This is a genomic window from Brevibacillus choshinensis (genome assembly GCF_016811915.1).
Lineage (GTDB): Bacteria > Bacillota > Bacilli > Brevibacillales > Brevibacillaceae > Brevibacillus > Brevibacillus choshinensis_A.
In genome coordinates this window covers 138,115-160,000 of sequence record NZ_CP069127.1, presented here as the reverse complement: position 1 = coordinate 160,000, position 21,886 = coordinate 138,115, and the positions used below count along the sequence as shown (strand labels likewise).

Below are 21,886 nucleotides of genomic sequence, written 5' to 3'. Positions count from 1 at the left end.
TTTCATCTTCGTATACCTTTATTTTATCAGTCTCCCGCTTCCCCAGACTAGAAAACTCTTCTACGCCAACCCCACTCAAGGAAGGAGCTGCCAATCATGACCATGATCCGTCAAGCCACCATGCAAGACACAACCGCTATCTGCCGAATGGACGCAATGGTACTGGGAAATACCAGCCGAGCGCAGGAGCTTTGCGAGTCAGTAGCCGCTGGCGATTGCTATGTCGCCTATTTGGACACAGACATTATTGGTTTTGTCATCATGAATCAGAGCTTTTTTAAACAGAGCTTCATCCAGCATCTTATCGTACACCCGCAATACCAGAATCAAGGGATAGGAGAAGACCTCATGCTCCATATGGAAGCGGTCTGCCCAAAAGACAGATTGTTCACTTCCACTAACCTTTCCAACAAAAAGATGCAGCGTCTCTGTCACAAGCTGCACTACATCCAGAGTGGTATCATCGATAACCTCGATCCAGGAGATCCCGAAGTTATTTTTTGCAAGCAAATTCGAAAGTACGCACCAAAAACGTACCCAAGCAAGGTACAGACGATATAATGCAGAAAAGCCGCATGCTCAGTCGAGCTGCGGCTTTTGCTGATCCCTCGTTGCTATTGATTCCGCTCATAGATCAAGCGGAGCCCTTTCATGGTCAAATATGGATCGACTACGTGAATGCACTCCGTTTCGTTTGCGACCAACGATGCAAGCCCACCTGTCGCCACCACTCGCGGCTCGGTCCCATATTCCGCAACAATGCGCCGCACGATACCCTCTACCTGGCCGACGAAGCCGTAGTAGATCCCCGACTGCATCGCTGCGATTGTATTTCGGCCGACGACGTTTGCCGGCTTGGCAATTTCGATGCGCGGCAGCTTGGCGGCACGGCTGACCAAGGCTTCGGTAGATATGCCGATTCCCGGTGCAATGGCACCGCCCCAATATTGCCCCCGCTCGTCCACATAGCAAAACGTCGTTGCCGTCCCGAAATCCACCACAATCAAAGGTGTGCCGTAATGATGTATGGCCGCTACCGCATTCACAATCCTATCCGATCCCACTTCACGCGGATACTCGTACTTAATGTTCAGCCCAGTCTTGATCCCGGGACCGACAATCAATGGTTTTTGCAGCAAATACTTCTCACACATCCGCTCAATGGTAAAATTCAAAGGCGGCACGACCGAAGAAATAATGACCCCGCTCACCTGTGAAAGCACAAGTCCCCCGTGCTGGAACAGACTGGTTACCAGCATGCCGTATTCATCTTCTGTCTTGTTGCGGTCCGTAGCCACTCGCCAATGATGTCGCAGATCGTCCCCTTCGTACAGACCCATGACGATATTGGAATTGCCGATGTCTATCACCAATAGCATTGTGGTTGCTCCTTAGCGCTTCCGTGTATTCAAATCGAGGCTGATGTCAAAGGCTTTCACCGAATGCGTCAATGCCCCTACAGAAATGATGTCCACTCCGGTCTTCGCAATCGATCCGATCGTCTCCAGGTTGACCCCGCCGGATGCTTCGACTACAGCACGTCCATCAATCAGCCGAACAGCTTCCACCATCTGTTCATTCGACATGTTGTCCAGCATGATGATATCAGCTTTTGCCTCCAGCGCTTCCTGCACCTGGGCCAAAGTCTCCGCCTCTACCTCTACAGTCATCGTATGGGGAATCGCTGCACGTGCCGCTGCGACTGCCTGGGCGATCCCGCCTGCTCCCTTGATGTGGTTGTCCTTGATCATCACTGCATCGTACAGGGCAAAACGGTGGTTATGCCCGCCACCCACGCGCACCGCGTACTTTTCCAAAAAGCGCATACCCGGCGTCGTCTTGCGGGTATCGACGACCCGAGCCTTTGTTCCAGCGACCGCCTGCACGTATTCATTCGTTTTGGTCGCGATCGCAGAAAGGCGCTGCATCAGGTTCAAAGCCAAACGCTCTCCGCTCAATATGGAGCGTACAGAACCGCTGACCTCTGCGATTTGTTGTCCGTATTCTACCCGTGCGCCCTCCTCCACTTTGGCTGTGAAGACCAGCTCAGGATCTACCGTCGCAAATACCTGCTCGGCGATTTGCAATCCAGCCACAATCCCCGCTTCCTTGGCATAGAGAATTCCCACTCCTTGCTCGTTTTCCGGAATCGTGCTCATGGTCGTAATGTCACCAAAGCCCAAATCCTCGTGCAGCCACTCTTCTATTTTTCGCTGCAGCTCTCGTTTATTCCACATCGTTCTTGCCACTCTCCTCAAGAACGCCAGCACGGATGGATTGCACCAAGTGCTTGCGCCAAATTAGGTCATCCTTGTCAGGGAAATCATTGCGATAATGACCGCCTCTGCTCTCCTCCCGCATAAGGGCAGCTCTGGTCGTCAACACAGCGGCATTCAGCAGGTTCAGGTATTCAAAGTCTTCCTGCTCCACCGGGATATACTGATAGTCTTGCTCCATGCGCTCCAGCTCTTCCAGCGCTTTTCGCAGCCCTTTTTCATCACGCTTCACACTCACGTAGCGGAGCATGAGCTTTTGCAGCTTCACTCTTTGCTCACGTGAGCTTTCTGTACGTTGTCCACGATACTCCGATACCACGGTCAGTGGCTGAATGTCTGGCAGCTCCGCATAATGTTTGATCCGTTCGGAAATGCGGTGACCGAATACGACCGCTTCAGACAAGGAATTGCTGGCCAGTCGATTCGCTCCGTGCACTCCGGTGCTGGACGCTTCTCCACAGGCAAACAGTCTCTTGATCGAAGTCTCCCCATGCAAATCCGTCTGCACGCCACCCATCATATAATGGCAAGCAGGAGCTACCGGGATCCAATCGGTCACCATATCCAGGCCGTACTGCAAGCAAAATTGATAGATCGTCGGAAAACGGCGTTTGATCAAATCCGCCGGTTCATGTGTGATATCCAGGAAAACGTTCGTGGTTTTCGCCTTTTCCATCTCAGAGACGATCGCTCGCGCCACTACATCACGGGGAGCGAGCTCTTTTTGCGGATGGTACTTGTCCATGAAACGCTCGCCATTGCTGTTGCGCAAGATCGCTCCTTCCCCACGGACTGCTTCCGATATCAAGAAGCGAGGGGCACCTGGGTAGTATAAAGCGGTCGGATGAAACTGTATGAACTCCACGTCCCTGATGACAGCCCCCGCTCTGTAAGCGATCCCAATTCCATCGGCTGTGGCAATCTCCGGGTTGGTCGTATAGCGGTACAGCTGGCCCGCTCCCCCCGTAGCCAGCACGGTTGCCTCCGCCTCGAGGAAAAAGATCTCCCCATCCGGCTGTCTCACGATCACTCCTACGCACTCATCCTCTTGCGTGATCACGTCGATCGCAAAATGGTGTTCTAGCACAGTGATGTTCGGCTGCTCCATCACCCGCGCAGAGAGGGCCCGAACGATTTCCGCTCCTGTCGCATCCCCATTCGCGTGCAAGATACGCCGTTTGCTATGCGCGCCCTCCTGGGTGAGCTCGTACTGCCCCTGATCATCCCTGTCAAACTCCGTACCGTATGCAATCAATTCTTTCAGTCGATCCGGGCCTTCATGCACCAGGACTTCCACCGCATCGTACGAACAAAGTCCAGCCCCTGCTATCAATGTATCCTGGCGATGCAAGGCAGGCGAGTCGGATTTGGCAGTTACCGCCGCTATCCCTCCCTGAGCCCACCTCGTGTTGCTGTCGTCCAGTCCCTTCTTGCTGATCAGCACCACATCAGCATACTCACTCGTTTGCAGCGCTGTATACAAACCGGCAATCCCAGCTCCGATGATGGCAACCTTCGTTTTCTTGCGAGGCAAAGCGTGCATATCAATGTCGACGATATAGCGGGGAATCATCCTCGTGTCCCTTCTCTCCTCAGTAGTCAAAGCTTCCTGTAAAAGCTCTCTGTTTTCCGATGCTGATGAAAAAACCGATGATTTCCCACCCATTATAGCAAATCCTACGGGTTTTTCGATCATTCAAAACAGGCGTGGGTGACTGGCATAAAAAAAGAGCATCCACCCTTTCGGCAGATACTCTTTTATTTTCTTTTTCAGTTAGTTCGCATGCTGCACACAGTCCTTGCAAGTCCCGTACACCTCGAATTTGTGTCCCGTTACCTGAAAATCGTCAGGAACCGCCGACATGATATTCATGGGACAGCCTGGCAAAGAAGAAGTCTTCCCACATTCCGTACAGATGACATGGTGATGATGATGACCGTCTGCCGAGCACGCCAAGCGGAATTTCCCTTCGCCGTCCAGTTCCGTCTCTTCCAAAATCCCCAGCTCCACAAAAGTGGAGATATTGCGATAAACCGTATCAAAGCTGAGGGTAGGATACAGTTCCTTGATTCGCTCCATAATATCTTTAGCAGACAGGTACCGCTTTTCTGCCGCGCAGATGCGAATCATCTCCTCCCGCTTGCCTGTATATTTGAATCCATGATCCTTTAATATCTGCAGCGCTTCTTCTACTTTCATCGACAAACACTCCTTCCTTTTGTTTTCACGCCGGTGACTATCGCATGAGAACCCGCAGCTTTTTTACACCCAGTACCACGAGCAGAATCAATACAGCCATCAACACAATTGTACCACCAGATGCCCAATCTAGCAGATAGGCAAAATACAATCCGCTCAGCACAGATATTTCCGCAAACACGATGGAAAAGAAAATCGTCTGGCGAAAGCTGCCGGCAATCTGCAGACTGGCCGCCACGGGAAGCGTAATCAGTGCGGAAATCAACAGAACTCCAACAATCCGCATGGAAGCTGCGATCGTCAAGGCAACCAGCACCATAAACCACAAATTGATCGAGCGGCGCGCCACACCGGAAACACGGGCAAATTCTTCATCAAAAGATACGGCAAACAGCTCTTTGTAAATCAAAATAACCGTTCCCAGCACGACGACGGCAACTCCGACGAGCGCATACAGATCCTCAATCGACACCGTCACGATTTTCCCGAACAAGTAAGAGTACAAGTCCGCATTGAAGCCATCCGCTACGCTGACCAATACGGTGAACAAGCCCAAGCCGCTGGACAAAATGATCGGAATGGCCAGATCCTGGTACGCTTTATACACCTTGCGCAGGCGTTCGATAAACAGCGATCCGATAACCGCAAACAGCATCCCGAAAAATAATGGATTGACTGCCGACAGAAACGCTACTTTTTTGGATACCAGCATCCCCGCGGCGACACCGGAGAGCGTCACGTGAGACAAACCGTCCGCCATCATCGACAAGCGTCGAACAATTAAAAAAGTACCCAATAAGGGACAGATCAGTCCAATTAAAATACCTGAAAAGAGGGTATACCTCAAAAAATCATACTGCCACCAATCAGCCAGCATGGTCATGCTCCTTCTTTATCCATGTTTTTCACATTTAATGGTGGTGAGACAGCAGCTTTACTGAATCACCGTACATTTGCTGCAGGATTAACTCTTGATTGTGAGCAAACTCGTGAGCCGTTCCATGGAAATGAATGTTCTTTTGGACACAGGCTACTTTATTTACCCACTGCGTCATGACACCCACATCATGACTGACGATCATCATCGTCAAGCCGCTCTCCTCTTTCAAGGAACGAAGCAGGCTGTAAAATTGCTCAATCGATTCCTGGTCTACCCCGACTGTTGGCTCATCCAAAATCAACAGCTCCGGATCTGCCACCAGTGCCCGTGCGATGAACACTCGCTGCAATTGCCCGCCTGACAAGCTGCCGATCCGTTGGTCCAGCTTTTCCGTCAGACCGACGCGCTCGACTGCATCACGGACCTTCTCATGGTGGCGTGGGGTCAATCTGCGAAAAAGGCCAACCTTTGCGACTAAACCGGAGGCGACCACTTCCCGCACCGTTGCCGGAAAGCCCCCCGCACCATGAGCAACCTGCTGCGCTACATAACCGATCCGGCTCCAATCGCGGAATTTGCCCAACGGCTGTCCGAACAGCTCCACTGTCCCCTTCGTCGGAGAAAGCAGTCCGAGGATGAGCTTCATCAGCGTTGATTTACCCGAACCATTTGGCCCGACTATCCCGACGAAATCACCGCGTTCGAGGGTAAAGGCCACCTGGTCGAGAACCACTTTTTCTTCGTATTGAAAGGATACTTCCGTGAGCTTTACCACAGGTTCTCCTTGTGTTGTCCGTTCCATGAATCAATCATCCCTTAAATCGGATTTGTTCTGATTTGTCCATTCCATCCTACTACGATTTGATAAGCACCACAAGAGCCAAAGCGTCAAAACAGCTGACCGTAAGTAAAGATGCCGCCCACCAAAGGAGCGACATCTTCATTATTCCCATTTATTTTAATGCCGCACGCAGCGTTGCGATGTTATCGCGCATGATCGACAGATAATCCCGCCCTGCTTTGACATCGTCCTCCGTCAACCCTTCCAGCGGATTGAGCGTAGCAGTCTGCACGCCTGCCTCTTTCGCGATGACCTCCGCTACTTTCGGAGACACGAGTGTTTCAAACAAAACGTAAGAAATCTGATGTTCTTTCACATGCTCAACCAATTTCTTCAATTCGGAAGGCGATGGTTCGTCCGACGGATTCACCCCGGAAATGGCGACCTGCTCCAGACCATAGCGATGGGCCAAGTAACTGAACGCACTATGCGCTACCATGAATTCCTTTTTGGAGGACCCAGCTACCATCTCTTTGAACTCTTTGTCCAGCTGATCCAAATCACCCGAGAGCTGTTGGAAGTTCTTTTCGTAATCAGCAGCATGCGCCTGATCTTTTTTCACCAGTGCATCTTTTACCTTTGCAGCCTGTTCCTTTAGTTTGGCAGGATCTAACCAAACATGCGGATCGTTCTCTCCGTGGTCATGATCATGCTCTTCGGTCGCGGCTTCCGACTCATGAGCATGCTCTTCCTCAGGAGCAGCATGGAGCAGATCCATACCTTCCGTGGCGTTCACAACGGAGGTCTTGTTCTTGTCGATGCCCTCTACTGCCTTGTCTATCCAGAGCTCCAAACCACTGCCATTGTAGGCAAAGACATCCGCTCCGGACAGGGCCACCATATCCTTTGCAGTTGGCTCAAAGTCATGCGGTTCTACACCAGCCGGCACCAGGTTGGTCACTTCGACGTGCTCCCCACCGATGCGCTTGGCGACATATTCCAGCGGGTAAATCGTTGTATATACCTTCGGCTTGGCAGTAGCATTATCACCAGAAGCCGGGGTGCTCGCCGTCTCTTTTGCGCCGCATCCTGCTAAGCCAAGTGCTGTTACTATACTTATCACTGCCAATAGGCTCTTTTTCATCCTCCGAGTCATCTCCTCTTGCAATTCATAATGATTCCGATTTACTTTCTTCCCGTTTTTCATTATACGGACAGACGAACAGAAAGTAAATAGGATTTATTCCGATTTAATCGGCATATTTAGGCACCCTTCCTCATATCTTCATCATTTCTCCTGATTCTTGTAATACGATGGTGCTCGATTCGTTTGCGCTTGCAATTTCCGATACGTTACAATAAACGGGAGGAGGTTTGTCCACATGAAACGGAAATCATGGTTAGCCATCAGCCTTATGACGGCGGCCTTGTTAACCGGCTGCGGTAATGCTGACCAGGCCGGACAGGAGCATGCCAATCACTCACAACACGCACCAAATGGCGATCTGCAGGAAATGACCGCTTCCGCAGAGCAATTGCCGAAATTTCTCGACAATCAAGACCCCGTGATCGTGGCGTCCTATAAAGCTGCCGCTGCCAACCGCGAACTGCTGAAGTCGATTCCTTGCTATTGCGGCTGTGGCGAGAGCGCTGGACACCAGCACAACGGCAACTGCTTTATTAAAGAAGAGCTTCCCGATGGGTCCATCGTCTGGGATGACCATGGCACTCGCTGCGGTGTATGCATGGAAATCGCCGTTATCTCCTCCAAGCTAAAGGAAGCCGGCAAAACAACCAAGGAAATTCGCGATTATATCGATAATGCCTACAAAGAAGGATACGGAAAGCCCACTCCAACTCCTATGCCATCTTAATCAAAAGAAAAAAGCGCGGAACCAGGGGGACTGACCCCGTAATGTGAGACAAATCAAAACACCTTCAAGAGAAAACAACCATGTCGTAAGATATGGGGACAACCTTGGAGGTGTTTTTGCGTTGGCAACAAGAGTTAGTTATCCCGTAGAAATTAAAATGAAAGCAATTGAAATGCGTCTTGCAGGCGTCACCAAAAAGCAGATCATGCAAGAACTAAATATAAAAAATAAGACCCAAATTCAACAGTGGATGCGCTGGTATCGTAGTGGAGACGTTCATCGTCTTCAGCAACCTGTAGGAAAGCAATACAGTTTTGGAAGAGGGCCGATGTACGATTCTGAACTGGAACAGGTCAAAGCAGAGAATCGTTTTCTAAAACAACAACTGGACGTTCTAAAAAAGTTAGAAGAGTGGGAAAGGAGGTGTCACCAGAAGTAATCGTTCCTTGGATGGAGTCCATTCGTGGGCAAGTAAGTGTGAGCCAAGCTTGCGCGTGGCTTGGTATCCCTCGTTCTACCTACTACCGTTGGAAAGCTGCATACGGGAAAAGAAACGAGGATCTCGTTGTGGGAAAGATTCGGCAATTATGTATTCAACATAAGTTCCGTTATGGGTATAGAAAGATTACAGCTCTGATGCGAGCTGAGATGTCTATTAATCATAAACGAGTACAACGTATCATGCAGCGTGAACAACTACAATGCCGAGTGAAGGTGAAGAAACGCAAGACAACAGGTCAACCTTCTTATGTAGCAGATCATCTCCTGCTGCGACAATTTCAAGCAAGTGCCCCAATGCAGAAATTAGTGACCGACATTACTTATTTACCTTACGGAAGTAAACTTTTATATTTATCGAGCATCATGGACTTGTACAACGGTGAGATTGTGGCATACAGTATTTCTGACAAGCAAGACACATCGTTAGTCCTCGATACGCTATATCAACTGCCAGACCAACCTGGAATGATGCTTCATAGCGATCAGGGCAGCGTGTATACGTCTCAGGCGTATCAAGCAGCAGTAAAGGGAAAAGGCATTACCATGAGCATGTCCCGTAAGGGTACGCCCGCTGATAATGCCCCCATCGAGTCGTTTCATTCCACACTAAAGTCTGAAACGTTCTATCTCGATAATTTTATCTGTACGACGACGGCCATCGTTGTACAGATTGTCCAAAACTACATTCATTACTATAACTCAATTCGCATTCAAACGAAACTAAACAACCAGTCACCGATTCAATTTCGGCAACTGGCTGCTTAAATGGCTAAGGTGTTTTGATCCCTGTCCTACGGACGGGGGTCAGTCCCAGGCGTTCCGGGCTTATTTCATGGATAAAATCTTCGCTTGTGAAAACTATCACAAAAAAGCTGCGTCGCTTTGCGCATACGCAGCTTTTCTTGGTTTTTTACCCAGGAGCTACTTCCAGCATCCGTTCGAGAGATGCGCGAGCGGCATCCGCTACATCTTTTGGCACGAAAATTTCCGGCTTCATGTTTTCGAGCGCCTCAACGCATTTTTTCAGGTTGTTTACCTTCATGTTCGGGCAGACCAAATATTTAGAAGCGAAAATAAATGTTTTATCAGGGCTGTCTTTTTCCAGCATATAACGCGTGCCGTCTTCTGTCCCGATGATGAATTCCTTGTGAGAAGACTCGCGGCAGTACTTCAAAATTCCTGTCGTGGAACCCACGTAGTCAGCAAGCGATACGACTTCCGGACGGCACTCAGGGTGGACCACAACGACTGCTTCCGGGTGCTGCTGCTTCAAGGTCATGATATCTTCGACGGACAGCTGGTCATGCGTATTGCAGTAGCCTTCCCAGATGATCATTTTCTTGTCGGTAAACTGGGATACATAATGGCCGAGGTTTTTATCCGGCACCCAGATGATCTCATCGCTGTCGACAGATTCGATGACTTGCTTGGCATTAGACGACGTGCAGCAGATGTGCGTTTCCGCTTTTACATCCGCAGAGGTGTTGATGTAAGCAACTACCTTCGCGTTTGGATGCTGAGCTTTGAGCTTGCGCAGTCCGTCCACGTTGACCATATCCGCCATCGGACAGCCTGCTCGTTCGTCAGGAATGATGACCGTCTTTTGGGGATTGAGAATTTTTGCACTTTCTCCCATGAAGTGAACGCCGCAGAACAAAATGACATCCGCATCTGTTTCCTTCGCTTTTTGAGCCAGCCCGAAAGAGTCACCAATGAAATCGGCCACTTCCTGAATTTCTGGACGTTGGTAAAAGTGGGCCAAAATAATGGCATTGCGCTCTTTCTTCAACTGCATCAGTCGTTCTCGTAACTCAGCGTTGCGCTGGGCTTTTTTTTCTAACGCTAAAGCGTCCATGGAAAAAATCCCCCTACGTAGGTGTCATAATTTACGGTCATTGTAAGCGGTTCCCTCCGCCTTGTCAATGCATGCCCGCTGGGAAACCTATTTGAATCGTCACTTGATCCCAAGCACGTTGTTCCGTATAAAGCGAGCGACGCCATCCTCATTGTGATGGGGCGCTACATAGCGAGCAATTTCCTTGATCGCTGAAGTTGCGTTATCCATTGCCACTGAATACCCGACCTCGGTCAGCGCTTCCCGGTCGTTCTCCGCATCGCCAAAGGCCATGACCTGATCTGGCGTCACTTCCCACTTTTCGCAGAAATAGCGCAAGCCTTCCCACTTGGATATGCCATGAGGAATGACTTCCACATTATGCTTGCCGGAGGTGGTAATCGAGGATCGATCCGCGAAAGGCTCCAGCTGCTCCCTGACCCAATCCAGACGCTCCGGATTCTTGTGCCAGATAAAGAACTTCACAATTTCACTCTCACCCGACTCGACCATCTCCAACAGCTCTGCCAGCGGTACTACGCGTGCCAGCTTGTAGAAGGCAAAACGGCGCATCAAGAGCCCCTCGACGGACGCATCTTCCTCGACCAGAGCCTCCAGACGGTCCCGATCCTCCTTTACCATCAACCGGCTGCTCGCCGTATCATGCAGCTCATAGTAAATCGCTTCTTTTCTCAAAGCATGAACAGCATCGATCACCATGTCCTTGGGCAAAAAAGTGCTGCGAACCATCGTGCCATCTGCTTCATAGACGGTAGCTCCGTTACTGCAGACATAGCCGTCAAACGGAAAAGAATCAATGGGAAGCTGAGCGGAGCCGTACGTTCTTCCTGTAGACAAAACCAGCTTGCAGCCATGCTCCTTCAGCAATAGACAAGCTTCCTTCGTGGCTTCAGTCATTTGCGACTGTTCGTTTAACAGGGTCCCATCCATATCGAAAGCAGCCAAACGCGGTGTGAGCAGCATCGTATTCCTCCTTCAGCGGATATGAGACAAAACGGCTTTCCAACAAAAGCAATACGACTACTTTTTCATTGTAGAACAAAAGGAGCACCTGAGGCGCTCCTTATTGTGTCGGTTCATCGTTTGCTTCTTCTTCTTTTTTCGGCTGAATGTTCACGACCACGTCATTGCTTTCGCTCGGATCGTTGTCCATTTTGCCTGTTTCGATCAATTGCTTGATTTGATCCGCATCGAGAGTCTCGACACGAAGCAAGGTGTTTGCAATCAGATCGAGCTGGTCACGGTGCTTGGTCAACAGCTCCGTGCATCGTGCGTAGCATTCGTTAATGATGTTTTGCATCTCCTGATCGATCTCGTAAGCAATCTGATCAGAGTAGTTGCGCTCGTTGCCGTAATCGCGACCCAGGAATACTTGGCCTTGGCTCTTACCGAACTGCATAGGACCCAGTTTGCTCATCCCGTATTCGGTAATCATGCTGCGAGCAATCGCTGTCGCACGTTGGAAGTCATTGTGAGCACCGGTACTGATATCTCCCAGCACCAATTCTTCTGCGACGCGTCCACCCAACAACCCAACAATCTTGTCGAGCAGATCTGTCTTGGTGGCAAAGAAACGATCTTCTTTTGGCAACATGACCGTATATCCGCCAGCTTGACCGCGTGGGATGATCGTTACCTTATGTACCATTTCTGCATTTCTCAAATGATAGCCGATGATCGTATGACCAGCTTCGTGGAAAGCAACAAGGCGTCTTTCGTCTTCGCTGACTACGCGGGACTTTTTCGCCGGACCGGCAATGACGCGGTCGATCGCTTCATCCACTTCCACCATGTTGATTTGCTTTTTGTTTTTGCGGGCAGTGAGAAGGGCTGCTTCGTTCAGCAGGTTCTCCAGATCTGCACCAGTGAAGCCCGATGTACCGCGGGCGATCACATCCAGCTTCACGTCCTCACCCAACGGCTTGTTGCGGGCATGTACTTTGAGTACGGCTTCGCGGCCTTTGATGTCAGGGCGATCTACTGTAATTTGACGGTCAAAGCGTCCCGGACGAAGGAGTGCCGGGTCGAGAATGTCCGGGCGGTTGGTCGCAGCCACCATGATGATGCCTTCGTTTCCACCGAAACCGTCCATTTCTACGAGCAACTGGTTGAGGGTCTGCTCGCGCTCATCGTGGCCGCCGCCCAGACCTGCTCCGCGCTGACGACCCACTGCGTCAATTTCATCGATAAAGATAATGCATGGTGCATTTTTCTTAGCATTTTCAAACAGGTCACGCACGCGGGATGCACCGACCCCGACGAACATCTCTACAAAGTCAGAACCAGAGATGCTGAAGAAAGGAACGCCTGCCTCACCTGCAACAGCACGAGCAAGCAAGGTTTTACCAGTACCCGGAGGACCTACGAGCAGAACACCTTTCGGAATGCGGGCACCAACAGCATTGAACTTACGCGGGTCTTTCAGGAATTCTACGACTTCCTCCAGCTCCGCTTTCTCTTCGTCTGCGCCTGCTACGTCGTCAAACGTAACGCGCTTCTTCTCTTCGTTGTACAGCTTGGCACGGCTTTTCCCGAAGTTCATGACTCGGCTGCCGCCACCTTGCGCGTTGTTCAGAAGGAAGAAAAACAAGATGAAGATGATCACAAATGGAATGATCGAGGTCAGGAAGGTGAGCCAAATACTGTTGCCCTCCGCCGGATGTACCTCTACCTTTTTCACTTTTTGCTCATCAATCTTCTGCTCTACCAAAGAGATAATGTTGGAATCGTACAGTGGAACGTTGGTGAAGAATTTGTTGCTTTCCTGTCCCGGAATTGCTTTTGCCAATGTACCATCGACTCGGTATGTACCATTCTCAGGGCGAATAGCCATCTCCGTGATGTTATCGGCTTGCAACTGTACCCGGAAATCCTGATATGTAAGTTTCCCAACCTTATCAGTACCGGAGAGGATGAAATTCACGATCCCGACCGTGACAAGAAAAATCAGTAGGTAGAACCCGGTATTACGAAAAAAGCGATTCATTCCTTACCTCCTCTCACGAACAGACACTTTACACATTTTATCATATTAAGCAGGGTCTCCACAACAAACCTACTTTGTGTAAACCTCAGGCTTCAATACCCCAATGTAAGGAAGATTACGGTATTGCTCGGCATAATCCAATCCAAATCCTACTACGAATTCGTCCGGAATATCAAAGCCGCTGTAGTCCGGCGAGATGTCCACCTTGCGACGCTCCGGTTTGTTCAGGAGTGTAACCACTTTGACGGAAGCTGCCTCTCGATGGCGCAAAAGCTCAACCAAACGACTGAGTGTCAGTCCGCTGTCCATGATATCCTCGACTACCAGCACGTGACGATTTTGTACGGATGTATCGAGATCCTTCAAGATCTTTACCATGCCGGAGGATTCTGTGCCGCTGCCGTAGCTGGAAACAGCCATGAAATCCATTTCGCACGGGATATCCATGTGGCGGATCAGGTCTGCCATGAATACCACAGCGCCTTTCAGCACGCAGATCACCAATGGGTTTTTATCCCGGTACTCATCAGCAAGGATCTTGCCCAGCTCTTGTATCTTACCCGCAATCTTTTCCTCTGATAGCAAAATCTTCTCGATGTCTTGATTCATGAAAAAACCTCCCGCCAATCTTCTCCAAACTCTACCCGCACGTGTAGGAAACGCCTGGTTTGCTCACTTACAGGCGCAACGGCGGATCGGCGCACACCCGGCACCAGAATCACTTCTTCTCCCGCCATCAAGAGCGGAAGGCGATCTCGCCATGCTCGTGGAACTTTCGCATCGATCAATACATCCTTCAGCTTCTTTTCCCCTGAGCCAAAAACTGCGAGACGGTCCCCATGCTTTCGATTGCGCAAAAACAGCGGCCCTGGCAAACGTTCTGCATCAAACACAGCTTCGTTCTCCATAAGTCGCTCCCAATCCATAGGACGTTCCAGATAACTCGTATGTACCCAAACCTTGCTCTCGTCAATCCAGGTCGATCCCGGAACCGAAAGCTCATAACAATACATATGTATGCGTTCTTCTCGTCCTTTTGGACAAAAATGAATTCGCCCGTACACCCGGCTTACGACCAACTGCCCAGGCAAATGCAGCTCTGCCGAAGGACGGCTACCACCTGACAAGTGCAAAACAGCCTCAACATGCTGAGAAGACCACTCAGTTTGTTTGGAGACATAACCTAATATTAGAGTAATCATTCTCCTTTGTAAAGCAACGTCACACTTTTGAAACTTGTCGTTATCAATCACGATCTCGTCCTGTTTTTTGGTGATCAGTACCTCCCGCAAGTGCTCTTCTGCCAGCCTCTCCAAAAGTAGATGATCTAGCCGTATCGACTCTGCTGCTTCCAGGATATGTTCGCGGTATCGATCGTTGACCTGTTCCAAAAGCGGCATGACATCGAGCCTCAGCAGATTCCGCTTGTATTTGCGAGACCTGTTGCTGCTGTCTTCCCTCGGTGTAAGCCCGTTCTCCAGACAGTATCCTTCCAGCTCCTCCCGCGTCCTGTGCAGCAGAGGGCGCACCAGCTCAATGGTTCCCTCACCCAGCCAACGACGCTTCGGCATCCCGGAAAGACCGTTCATTCTCGCGCCCCGAACAAATCGAAACAGAATGGTCTCCACTTGATCGTCCGCATGATGAGCCAGTGCCAGCTTGGTAGCACCCTGCTCTTTGGCTACCTGCTCATAGTATCCGTAACGGATTACGCGGCTGGCCTCCTGTCCGCCCATGCCCGTTTGTTCCATATAAGCGGGCACATCGAACTCGAATAGATGAAAGGCGACCCCGAGCCGTTCGCAGAGCTGCTGGGCGTACAAAGCATCCTGGCGCGACTCATCCCCCCGGAAGCAGTGGTTCAGATGGACGGCATGGAGCTTCCACCCGTAGTGATAGTTTTCATTGAGAGCCACCAAGATATGCAAGAGAGCAGTGGAATCATTCCCCCCGGATACACCCACCACAACGGTTTCTCCGGACAGCAAAAGACCCTCTCGCACGATCTCATTGTGCACGCTTGCCAGCATAACGGGCTCCTTTCACGATCGTGACCACGGAGATACCGAAGATAAGTCCGGAAGCAATCGCTCCCGCTACCATCATCGTTTTCGTAGCCAGCGTGATGCCTTCTACATAATCGTTGTTTACAAAGGCAAGCATCGATTTGTACGCGAGAGACCCTGGCACCAGCGGAATGATGCCGGCGACGCTGAAGTTGGTAGACGGAACTCGCAAATAGATCGACATGAACTGACTGAGCAAAGACACTATGGCGGCGGATACAAAAGTAGATAAAAGGACTTCCGCGTTCAAGAGCGGCAGCAGGGAGTAGACAATGTAACCGACCATCCCTGCGATTCCGCCTGCTAGGATCGTGCGGACCGGGACATTGAAAAGCACGCACCATGCCATGGACGACATGAAGCTGAGCGCCAAGCCTAACAACATTAGATCACCTCATGAAGGAGAGAATAATTGCAGTAGCCACTGCCACGGACACAGCCGTCAGCATTGCTTCCACGCCGCGTGAGACACCTGCGACCAAATCGCCAGCCAAAAGATCGCGGAGCGAGTTGGTGATCGCGATCCCCGGAAACATGGGAAGCATGGCACCAATAATGATGATGCTAATGTGCAGCTCAGGAAAAATCGTCACGACTAGCAGGGCAAACAACCCGCCCAGCAAAGCGGCTGAAAACTCGGTGAAAAATTTCATTCGGACGAACTGTTCCAAATATTCAATGCTGAGGTTGACGATCAGGCCTGCCATCGCAGACGGCAGAAGATCGAGCCAGGTTCCTCCCGCGAGCATGGCAAAAGAGCCGCTGGCAGTAGCGGCCGCCAAATGCTGCATCCACTTTGGGTAAAGCGGTTTCTTTTGATCGATTTCGCACAGAGTCAAATAAGCCTGCTCCAAAGTAATGCCGCCCCCGACAAATCGCCTGGACACGTCATTCACCAATGTGATTTTGTTGAGATTGGTCGTCCGCGTGGGAGTCCGAACCATCCGGGTATGATCGAAGCCCTTGCATCGAAACGAGAGAATGATGCTGGTAGGCGTGGCTGAACTGTTCACATCGTCCATTCCTGCCGCCTGGGCAATGCGGGCCATCGTCTCTTCAGTCCGGTAGGTTTCGCCCCCGTTTTTTAAAATAATCGAGCCTGCGAGCAGGCATGTATCCATCACCAGATCCGAGGACACGAACCGTCACATCCTTCTTTACATGAACCATGCGTAATAAAGTGTGCCAGCCAAAAGTAACAAAGATGCGACAAACAAGCCGCTAATCCCCATTCCCCCTGCCCCGGATGCCCGCTTTTGAGCTTGCTTTTGCGGGGCGGCAACCGTGAGTTCTCGAAGAATTGGCAGCATTTCTGCTCTCATTTCCCCTGCCGATGCGTATTTCCCGTGAAAAGCCTTCAGGAGCGGCACTCGGTAGGGGTACAGGCCGTCACTTTTTCGTATTATATCACAGAGCAATACCGTGTGACGCGTCTCTCCCTGACTGCTTTTCCAGACTTCACGGTCGACAGACAGACGCACCATCATGACGGCCACGGAGAAGAGGTCATAGCTGATTTCGGCCTTACGATCCCCTGCATGCCAGTACGCCCGATCGTATTCCTCGGTAAACTGGCGAACGGCATTGCCCAGCTTGGTCACGCCGCCAAAATCGATGAGGCGCACCTGCCTGTCCGACTGCGTCACCATGATATTCTCCGGCTTTAGGTCCCCGAAAACCCAGCCATGCTTGTGCAGCACATCGAGGCGAGCCAGCAGCTGGACCATCATCACTCCGACCCATTCCTGTCCGTATTGCCGGATATAGCGATCAAGTTGATCACCCTCCAGATACTCCATGGCATAAAACGTACACGCTTTTCCGTCAACGATCAGATCGTCGACATCAGACAGGAGCGGTCCCACTCGGGAATCCCGCCCCTGCTGTACGCTTTTCAACACATTTACTTCCATTAAAATATCGATGCCCTCTACCCCGACCTTGACTGCCCGTTTGACGCCACCCTCGGTTGTCAAGTAAACCGCACCATTCGCTCCGCGTCCCAGCTCCCTCAGGACATGATACGATTTTTTGTTCCATTTCCCTTGAAACTGTCGGGGTAGGCTTGGGATCGCAGTCGTTTGATTAAAAGACATGGTCACGCAGGCTTCCATCCTCGTTGTCGTCTGATTCCGTCTCGGCATAACGCTCAGACAGAGAGCGCGGGAGCTTTACATGCTCGAACAACGCAATCGCTTCTACTATAGCCGGCCCCGTCGGAGTAATGCCGCTCATCGCCAGGTCGCTGGTGATTTGGTGAGCTTGCTCCACTTTTTCGGTCCAAGGAATTCTCACGTCCAAGTACTTTTGTTTCCCAGGAAATGAGCAGACGGCCATCCGGCTCTGCCCACTGCGGGAATGCAGGCTGATGCTGAAATCGTGGATCGCCTGCTGCACGGCCGACATCTTGGGCTTCATACTGCCCGAGGTATCCACCAGCATGACGACATTCAGGCTGCTTTTTTCACCCAGCTCGTCCACCATGCCGGCGACTTGCACGCGTTTTTGCGGCTCCAGCTCTTCTATTCCGGAATCGCCCAAAATCTCTTTCAATTCTTTATTGACCACTTGGTGAATCGTGCGCGTCATCGCTTTTCGCGTAAGCATCTGAACGGTTTGCGCCAATTGCTGCGGGTACACGATGTCGCATAATCCGCCTCCTGCCTCCGCGATCTCACGGATCTCCGTCTCCCCCTTTTCACCCAGGTCGCTTTTTTCAATAACACCAATGACATTTACGGTAATGCCTTGTTCCCTCGCAAGAGCTGCAGCAGCTACTGGGCTCATCCCCGTGTTCGAGCATCCATCCGTCACTACCAAAATCTGCCGAAGTGTCGCTTCTTTCACAAATTATCTCCCCATTCTGCTTTTTAGCAACAGTATCGACGGGGAGGCTGGAAAACATACTTGTCAGCTGACAATCCGTGGGCGCTCCAGCTTTTGCATGCCGTGCACCTGTATGGCTGACCATTGCGGCACAAACCGGTCGATGCGCGCGACCAGCACGGTCATATCGTCGACGATTTGGCCGGAATGCTGACGGATTACCTTTTCCAGCAGCAGATCTGCCACTTCCTGCGGATCATCCGTCTCCAGCTCGCTGATGATCCGTTTCATCCACGCCTGCCTGTTTTCAATATGACGCGGAGCCTCGTAGATGCCGTCTGACATCATGATCAGGAGATCACCCGGCTTGAGCATGCGGGAGACCACATCCACCTCGATTTCATCCAGAATTCCCACTGGCAGGTTGTTAGCCGTTATCGTGATCACATCGGAATTTCGTTTGACAAAGCTGGGTGTTGACCCGATTTTCACAAAACGGGTATGGGCAGTCTGCAGATCGATCAAAGCCAAGTCCACCGTGGCGAACATCTCATCCGTCGAGCGCAGCGCCAAAACGGAATTGACTGTCTTGATCGATATTTTCTCATCCATGCCCGAGCGCAGCAGCTGCTGGAGCATGTCCAGCGCAGACTGGCTCTCCAGGGAAGCGCGCTCCCCATTCCCCATCCCATCGCTGATCGCCAAAGCCATTTTCCCATTCCCCAGATCCATGGTGCGGAAGCTGTCGCCTGACAAAAGCTTGCCATCCTTGGCTGCACCCGCTATACCGATATCGATCTCGAATGTCTTGGCGGAAGCGAGGCACATGGTGCACGAGCCATCCTTTTGCGCCTCACAATGCCTTTCTCTGACGACAATGTTCTCACCCAAAATTTCAGTGAGCATCGGCGCGACGATTTTGGCGCATTCATCCCGTCCATAGCAAGTAGGCTGACTGATCTCGATATCCACTCTTCCCTCTTCCAGACTGTGTATTTCCACGCGGCGAACAGATAGGCCCAGCCCCTCCAACGCCTGCGATACTTGCTTTTCCTGAAAGCTCAGCTCCATCCCTTCCCGCTGAATTTCACGGGCGAAGTCACTCATGACTCGCGAGACACCGGACAGCTGATCCGCTACCAGCTTGCGGCTCTCCTTTACCTGCTTTTTTAGCTGGTCGAACGATTGTTGACGATCGTATTCCTGCTCCATGACGGTATACACCTTTTCCGTCTTCACGCATTTTCGCTCCCATTCCTTGGGCGGAGTAATACCTGCAAGCGTACCGTTTTCCTGCACCTTCTCCGCTAGCCAGCGCATCCCTTGGTAAGTCGACTGCATATCTTTTTCCCAGCACTGCTCTTTTTTCCAGCACTTCTGGCATGTAAATTCCGTCACGCGGCTGAGAAATGCATCTGCCTGTTCCTCGATTTCCTCCGAGTCTGCCGTCTGGGCAAAGCTGCGGGACAATTGGGTGAACAGCTCAGAGAACTGCTGGATCTTGCCGGCCGTCACATCCCGAACCCGGCGCATGTATTCCTGATGAGATTGCATGTTTTCCGGGGAGCCCGGAATGAATCTCGCTACCTTTTTCCAAAGCAAAGCAGGAGTCAGGATGAACAAGACAATCGCGATGGACGTCTCCACCAGTGACAAGTAAAGGGTATCTTCAGCGCCACCGTAAATCGCCAAAATCGCGGTACCGATCAAGAGGCCCGCCGAGACGCCGACTTTTCCCCCTTCTTTCAGCAAACCGGCCAACAGACCGGAGAAAGCGAGCAAATTGATCTGCAGCAAAGCACTCACGTTGGCAAGGCTGAGGATCAGCCCAGTGACGACCCCTACGGCTGCACCCACCGTCCCGCCTCCCACAAAGGCGAACAACAGCAGCAAATACCTAGAGAGCACATGCTCCATGGAGATGCCTTCCACCATCCAGTCGACCGTTCCCGTCATCAGCGAGGCGAGCAGGATCACCAGCGACACGATCTCTTCATTTTTCAGGGGCTCATACGGCTTGGCCAAATGAATGATCGAGAGGGATTGTATAAAGATCAAGGTCAGGACGAAGCCCAATACGGATTCCACGGCTACCATGACCAGCTCGTACGTATTCACCTGATTCGTCAACGCATGGTACAACAGATGACTAATAAATACCGTTGCCATGACCAGCAGGGGCGTTCGGGAAAAATCCTTTCGCCGAAATCGATCGCTGATTTTGCAGGCCGCAAAAGCGAGTATGACGCTTAGAATCGTTTGCAGCCCCAGCGGGACGGATTGGGTAAACGCTCCCAGGATCAAGGCGAACCCGGTCGTCACGATGCAATCCCGTCGGAGGTAAAACATGACCATGAAATAGGGAATCACAAAGGGAGTCAGCTCTTCTACAATCAGTGCCCTCCCCAACAAGAAGCCCATTAACAAGGGGAGCACATTCCATCGATGTGCTGCATCTGCTATTTTTTCTCCCCAGGTCTGCGCCGTCGTATCCACATGCTCCGATACTTGGCGTGTCCAAACCTGACCGGTACTAGAAACATTTTTGTTTGCGATCATGTCACACCACCCCGTTCTTGTTCATTTTGTTCCTCAATTATACGGAGGTGGTATTGTAAAATTTGTCAAAAATCCAGCGATTATTCCCAGAATCGTCCGACAAATTCATTGACACATTCGGACATTTGCTATCTATTGGAGGATATCGTGATGACACCCTGTTTCGCGACGTACGATATGGTCCGGAGACGAAAAAAAACCGACGTTATGGCGGATAACGTCGGCTGACAGGTGATTCGCGCTTTGCGAAACGGGCTTACGATACGTATTCGGCATAATTTCCAAATGCCCTTCCGCCTTTTGCCGTCTAAATGTATTATTCACGAAGAAAGAAAAGTCAAAATTTTCCGAATCAATGTTGTCGACCGCGCCCCTTCTTGTCCCCATTTTTCTTTAATGAGGACTGGCGGTCTTCGCTCTCTTTTAAAAACCGATTGAGCTTATCTTCAAAGCCTTCCCCTCGCTCACGGTGATGACGTGGAGGTCTTTCCTTTTCCTGCGCCTTCTTGATTGACAGACCGATCTTGCCCTCCCGGATATTCAGCACCTTCACGGTTACCGTATCCCCGACTTTCAAAAATTCGTGAATGTCTTTGACAAACGTGTCTGCAATTTCGCTGATGTGCACAAGACCGGTCACATTTCCAGGCAGCTCCACAAAGGCCCCAAACTTCGTAATCCCTGTCACTTTTCCTTCAAGTTTGCTCCCGATCTCGACTCCCATGAACGTGGAAAGCCTCCCTCTGCTTGAAGATCAGCCAGTTGCCTACTCCGGAATCACGTAGATGCTCTCACCAGGCTTGGTGTAGTAAATTCGTTTGCGCGCCAGCTCCGCCAGATATTCCTTATCGTTCAACCGACTCGCTTCATACGTCAGCTCCTCTTGCTGCTGCAATAGCACGGCCGACTCTTGTTTCAACGCTTCCAGCTCGGCTTCTTTCTGCGACAGGACGCCGCTTTGCAAGTACAGGGTATAGCCAGTCCAGACGAAAAAACAAAGAATGAAAAAGAAAAAAAACCGCATTCTTCGTTTCTGCCCTTTTCGATTGATAGTTGGAGAGGACGTTGCTTCTTTCATCATT

Annotated in this window: 22 protein-coding genes; 3 read left to right on the top strand and 19 right to left on the bottom strand. The window is 51.0% G+C overall.

All coding sequences use genetic code 11. The features are described from left to right. The first annotated feature begins 96 nt into the window (after positions 1 to 96). Entirely contained in the window at positions 97 to 561 is a 465-nt protein-coding gene (locus JNE38_RS00900) for a GNAT family N-acetyltransferase (RefSeq protein WP_203354869.1), read from the top strand. 53 nt (positions 562 to 614) lie between these two features. Here JNE38_RS00900 and JNE38_RS00895 read toward each other — a convergent pair whose 3' ends face one another. From JNE38_RS00895 to JNE38_RS00865, 7 genes are all read right to left on the bottom strand, one after another. Continuing rightward, the gene (locus JNE38_RS00895) at positions 615 to 1,379 is read right to left on the bottom strand and encodes a type III pantothenate kinase (protein ID WP_203354868.1); all 765 of its coding nucleotides are present in this window, start codon (positions 1,377 to 1,379) and stop codon (positions 615 to 617) included. Between the two features lie 12 nt (positions 1,380 to 1,391). Continuing rightward, positions 1,392 to 2,237: a carboxylating nicotinate-nucleotide diphosphorylase gene (gene nadC, locus JNE38_RS00890; RefSeq protein WP_203354867.1), complete on the bottom strand. Its 846-nt coding sequence runs from the start codon at positions 2,235 to 2,237 to the stop codon at positions 1,392 to 1,394. Further along, the gene (locus JNE38_RS00885) at positions 2,227 to 3,849 is read right to left on the bottom strand and encodes an L-aspartate oxidase (protein ID WP_203354866.1); all 1,623 of its coding nucleotides are present in this window, start codon (positions 3,847 to 3,849) and stop codon (positions 2,227 to 2,229) included. Before JNE38_RS00885 ends, nadC begins: the two co-directional genes overlap by 11 nt. A gap of 201 nt (positions 3,850 to 4,050) precedes the next feature. Beyond that, positions 4,051 to 4,476, bottom strand: coding sequence for a Fur family transcriptional regulator (locus tag JNE38_RS00880; protein ID WP_203354865.1), 426 nt, complete (start codon positions 4,474 to 4,476; stop codon positions 4,051 to 4,053). Positions 4,477 to 4,513: 37 nt separating this feature from the next. Beyond that, positions 4,514 to 5,353, bottom strand: a complete 840-nt coding sequence (locus JNE38_RS00875) for a metal ABC transporter permease (RefSeq protein WP_203354864.1) — start codon at positions 5,351 to 5,353, stop codon at positions 4,514 to 4,516. Positions 5,354 to 5,387: 34 nt separating this feature from the next. Beyond that, positions 5,388 to 6,158, bottom strand: coding sequence for a metal ABC transporter ATP-binding protein (locus JNE38_RS00870; RefSeq protein ID WP_203354863.1), 771 nt, complete (start codon positions 6,156 to 6,158; stop codon positions 5,388 to 5,390). 151 nt (positions 6,159 to 6,309) lie between these two features. Beyond that, the gene (locus JNE38_RS00865) at positions 6,310 to 7,281 is read right to left on the bottom strand and encodes a metal ABC transporter substrate-binding protein (protein ID WP_203354862.1); all 972 of its coding nucleotides are present in this window, start codon (positions 7,279 to 7,281) and stop codon (positions 6,310 to 6,312) included. 238 nt (positions 7,282 to 7,519) lie between these two features. Here JNE38_RS00865 and JNE38_RS00860 point away from each other — a divergent pair, with 238 nt between their 5' ends. Both JNE38_RS00860 and JNE38_RS00855 read left to right on the top strand, forming a co-directional pair. Next, the gene (locus JNE38_RS00860) at positions 7,520 to 8,011 is read left to right on the top strand and encodes a PCYCGC motif-containing (lipo)protein (protein ID WP_203354861.1); all 492 of its coding nucleotides are present in this window, start codon (positions 7,520 to 7,522) and stop codon (positions 8,009 to 8,011) included. Between the two features lie 121 nt (positions 8,012 to 8,132). Then, positions 8,133 to 9,277 (top strand): IS3 family transposase gene (locus JNE38_RS00855; protein WP_203357375.1). Its coding sequence is split into 2 segments (ribosomal slippage): positions 8,133 to 8,421 and positions 8,421 to 9,277, totalling 1,146 coding nucleotides; the frame shifts between segments, so codons are not numbered across the junction. Between the two features lie 145 nt (positions 9,278 to 9,422). On the opposite strand, the gene nadA is transcribed toward JNE38_RS00855, so the two are convergent. The 12 genes from nadA to JNE38_RS00795 form a co-directional block, all read right to left on the bottom strand. Then, on the bottom strand, positions 9,423 to 10,367 hold the full coding sequence (nadA, locus tag JNE38_RS00850) for a quinolinate synthase NadA (RefSeq protein WP_203354860.1): 945 nt from the start codon (positions 10,365 to 10,367) through the stop codon (positions 9,423 to 9,425). 99 nt (positions 10,368 to 10,466) lie between these two features. Continuing rightward, the gene (locus JNE38_RS00845) at positions 10,467 to 11,330 is read right to left on the bottom strand and encodes an HAD family hydrolase (RefSeq protein ID WP_203354859.1); all 864 of its coding nucleotides are present in this window, start codon (positions 11,328 to 11,330) and stop codon (positions 10,467 to 10,469) included. Between the two features lie 100 nt (positions 11,331 to 11,430). After that, complete coding sequence (gene ftsH, locus JNE38_RS00840; RefSeq protein ID WP_203354858.1) at positions 11,431 to 13,353, bottom strand: ATP-dependent zinc metalloprotease FtsH; 1,923 nt, start codon at positions 13,351 to 13,353, stop codon at positions 11,431 to 11,433. A 69-nt stretch (positions 13,354 to 13,422) separates the two neighbouring features. Continuing rightward, positions 13,423 to 13,962 (bottom strand): hypoxanthine phosphoribosyltransferase, encoded by a 540-nt coding sequence (gene hpt / locus JNE38_RS00835; protein ID WP_203354857.1) that lies wholly within the window; start codon positions 13,960 to 13,962, stop codon positions 13,423 to 13,425. After that, positions 13,959 to 15,383, bottom strand: coding sequence for a tRNA lysidine(34) synthetase TilS (gene tilS / locus JNE38_RS00830; RefSeq protein ID WP_203354856.1), 1,425 nt, complete (start codon positions 15,381 to 15,383; stop codon positions 13,959 to 13,961). Before tilS ends, hpt begins: the two co-directional genes overlap by 4 nt. Then, entirely contained in the window at positions 15,361 to 15,804 is a 444-nt protein-coding gene (locus JNE38_RS00825; protein WP_203354855.1) for a threonine/serine exporter family protein, read from the bottom strand. Before JNE38_RS00825 ends, tilS begins: the two co-directional genes overlap by 23 nt. Positions 15,805 to 15,808: 4 nt before the next feature. Continuing rightward, positions 15,809 to 16,558, bottom strand: coding sequence for a threonine/serine exporter family protein (locus JNE38_RS00820; RefSeq protein ID WP_203354854.1), 750 nt, complete (start codon positions 16,556 to 16,558; stop codon positions 15,809 to 15,811). A gap of 18 nt (positions 16,559 to 16,576) precedes the next feature. Beyond that, entirely contained in the window at positions 16,577 to 17,515 is a 939-nt protein-coding gene (locus JNE38_RS00815; RefSeq protein WP_238933690.1) for a serine/threonine protein kinase, read from the bottom strand. Next, a complete protein-coding gene (locus JNE38_RS00810; RefSeq protein WP_203354852.1) occupies positions 17,505 to 18,266 on the bottom strand; it encodes a VWA domain-containing protein in 762 nt (253 codons plus the stop codon). The genes JNE38_RS00815 and JNE38_RS00810 overlap by 11 nt, the downstream gene beginning before the upstream one ends. A gap of 63 nt (positions 18,267 to 18,329) precedes the next feature. Then, positions 18,330 to 20,804, bottom strand: coding sequence for a stage II sporulation protein E (gene spoIIE, locus JNE38_RS00805; protein ID WP_203354851.1), 2,475 nt, complete (start codon positions 20,802 to 20,804; stop codon positions 18,330 to 18,332). 352 nt (positions 20,805 to 21,156) lie between these two features. Next, positions 21,157 to 21,528, bottom strand: coding sequence for a S1 RNA-binding domain-containing protein (locus JNE38_RS00800; RefSeq protein WP_203354850.1), 372 nt, complete (start codon positions 21,526 to 21,528; stop codon positions 21,157 to 21,159). A gap of 42 nt (positions 21,529 to 21,570) precedes the next feature. Continuing rightward, complete coding sequence (locus JNE38_RS00795) at positions 21,571 to 21,885, bottom strand: FtsB family cell division protein (RefSeq protein ID WP_238933524.1); 315 nt, start codon at positions 21,883 to 21,885, stop codon at positions 21,571 to 21,573. Between the last annotated feature and the right edge of the window lies 1 nt (position 21,886).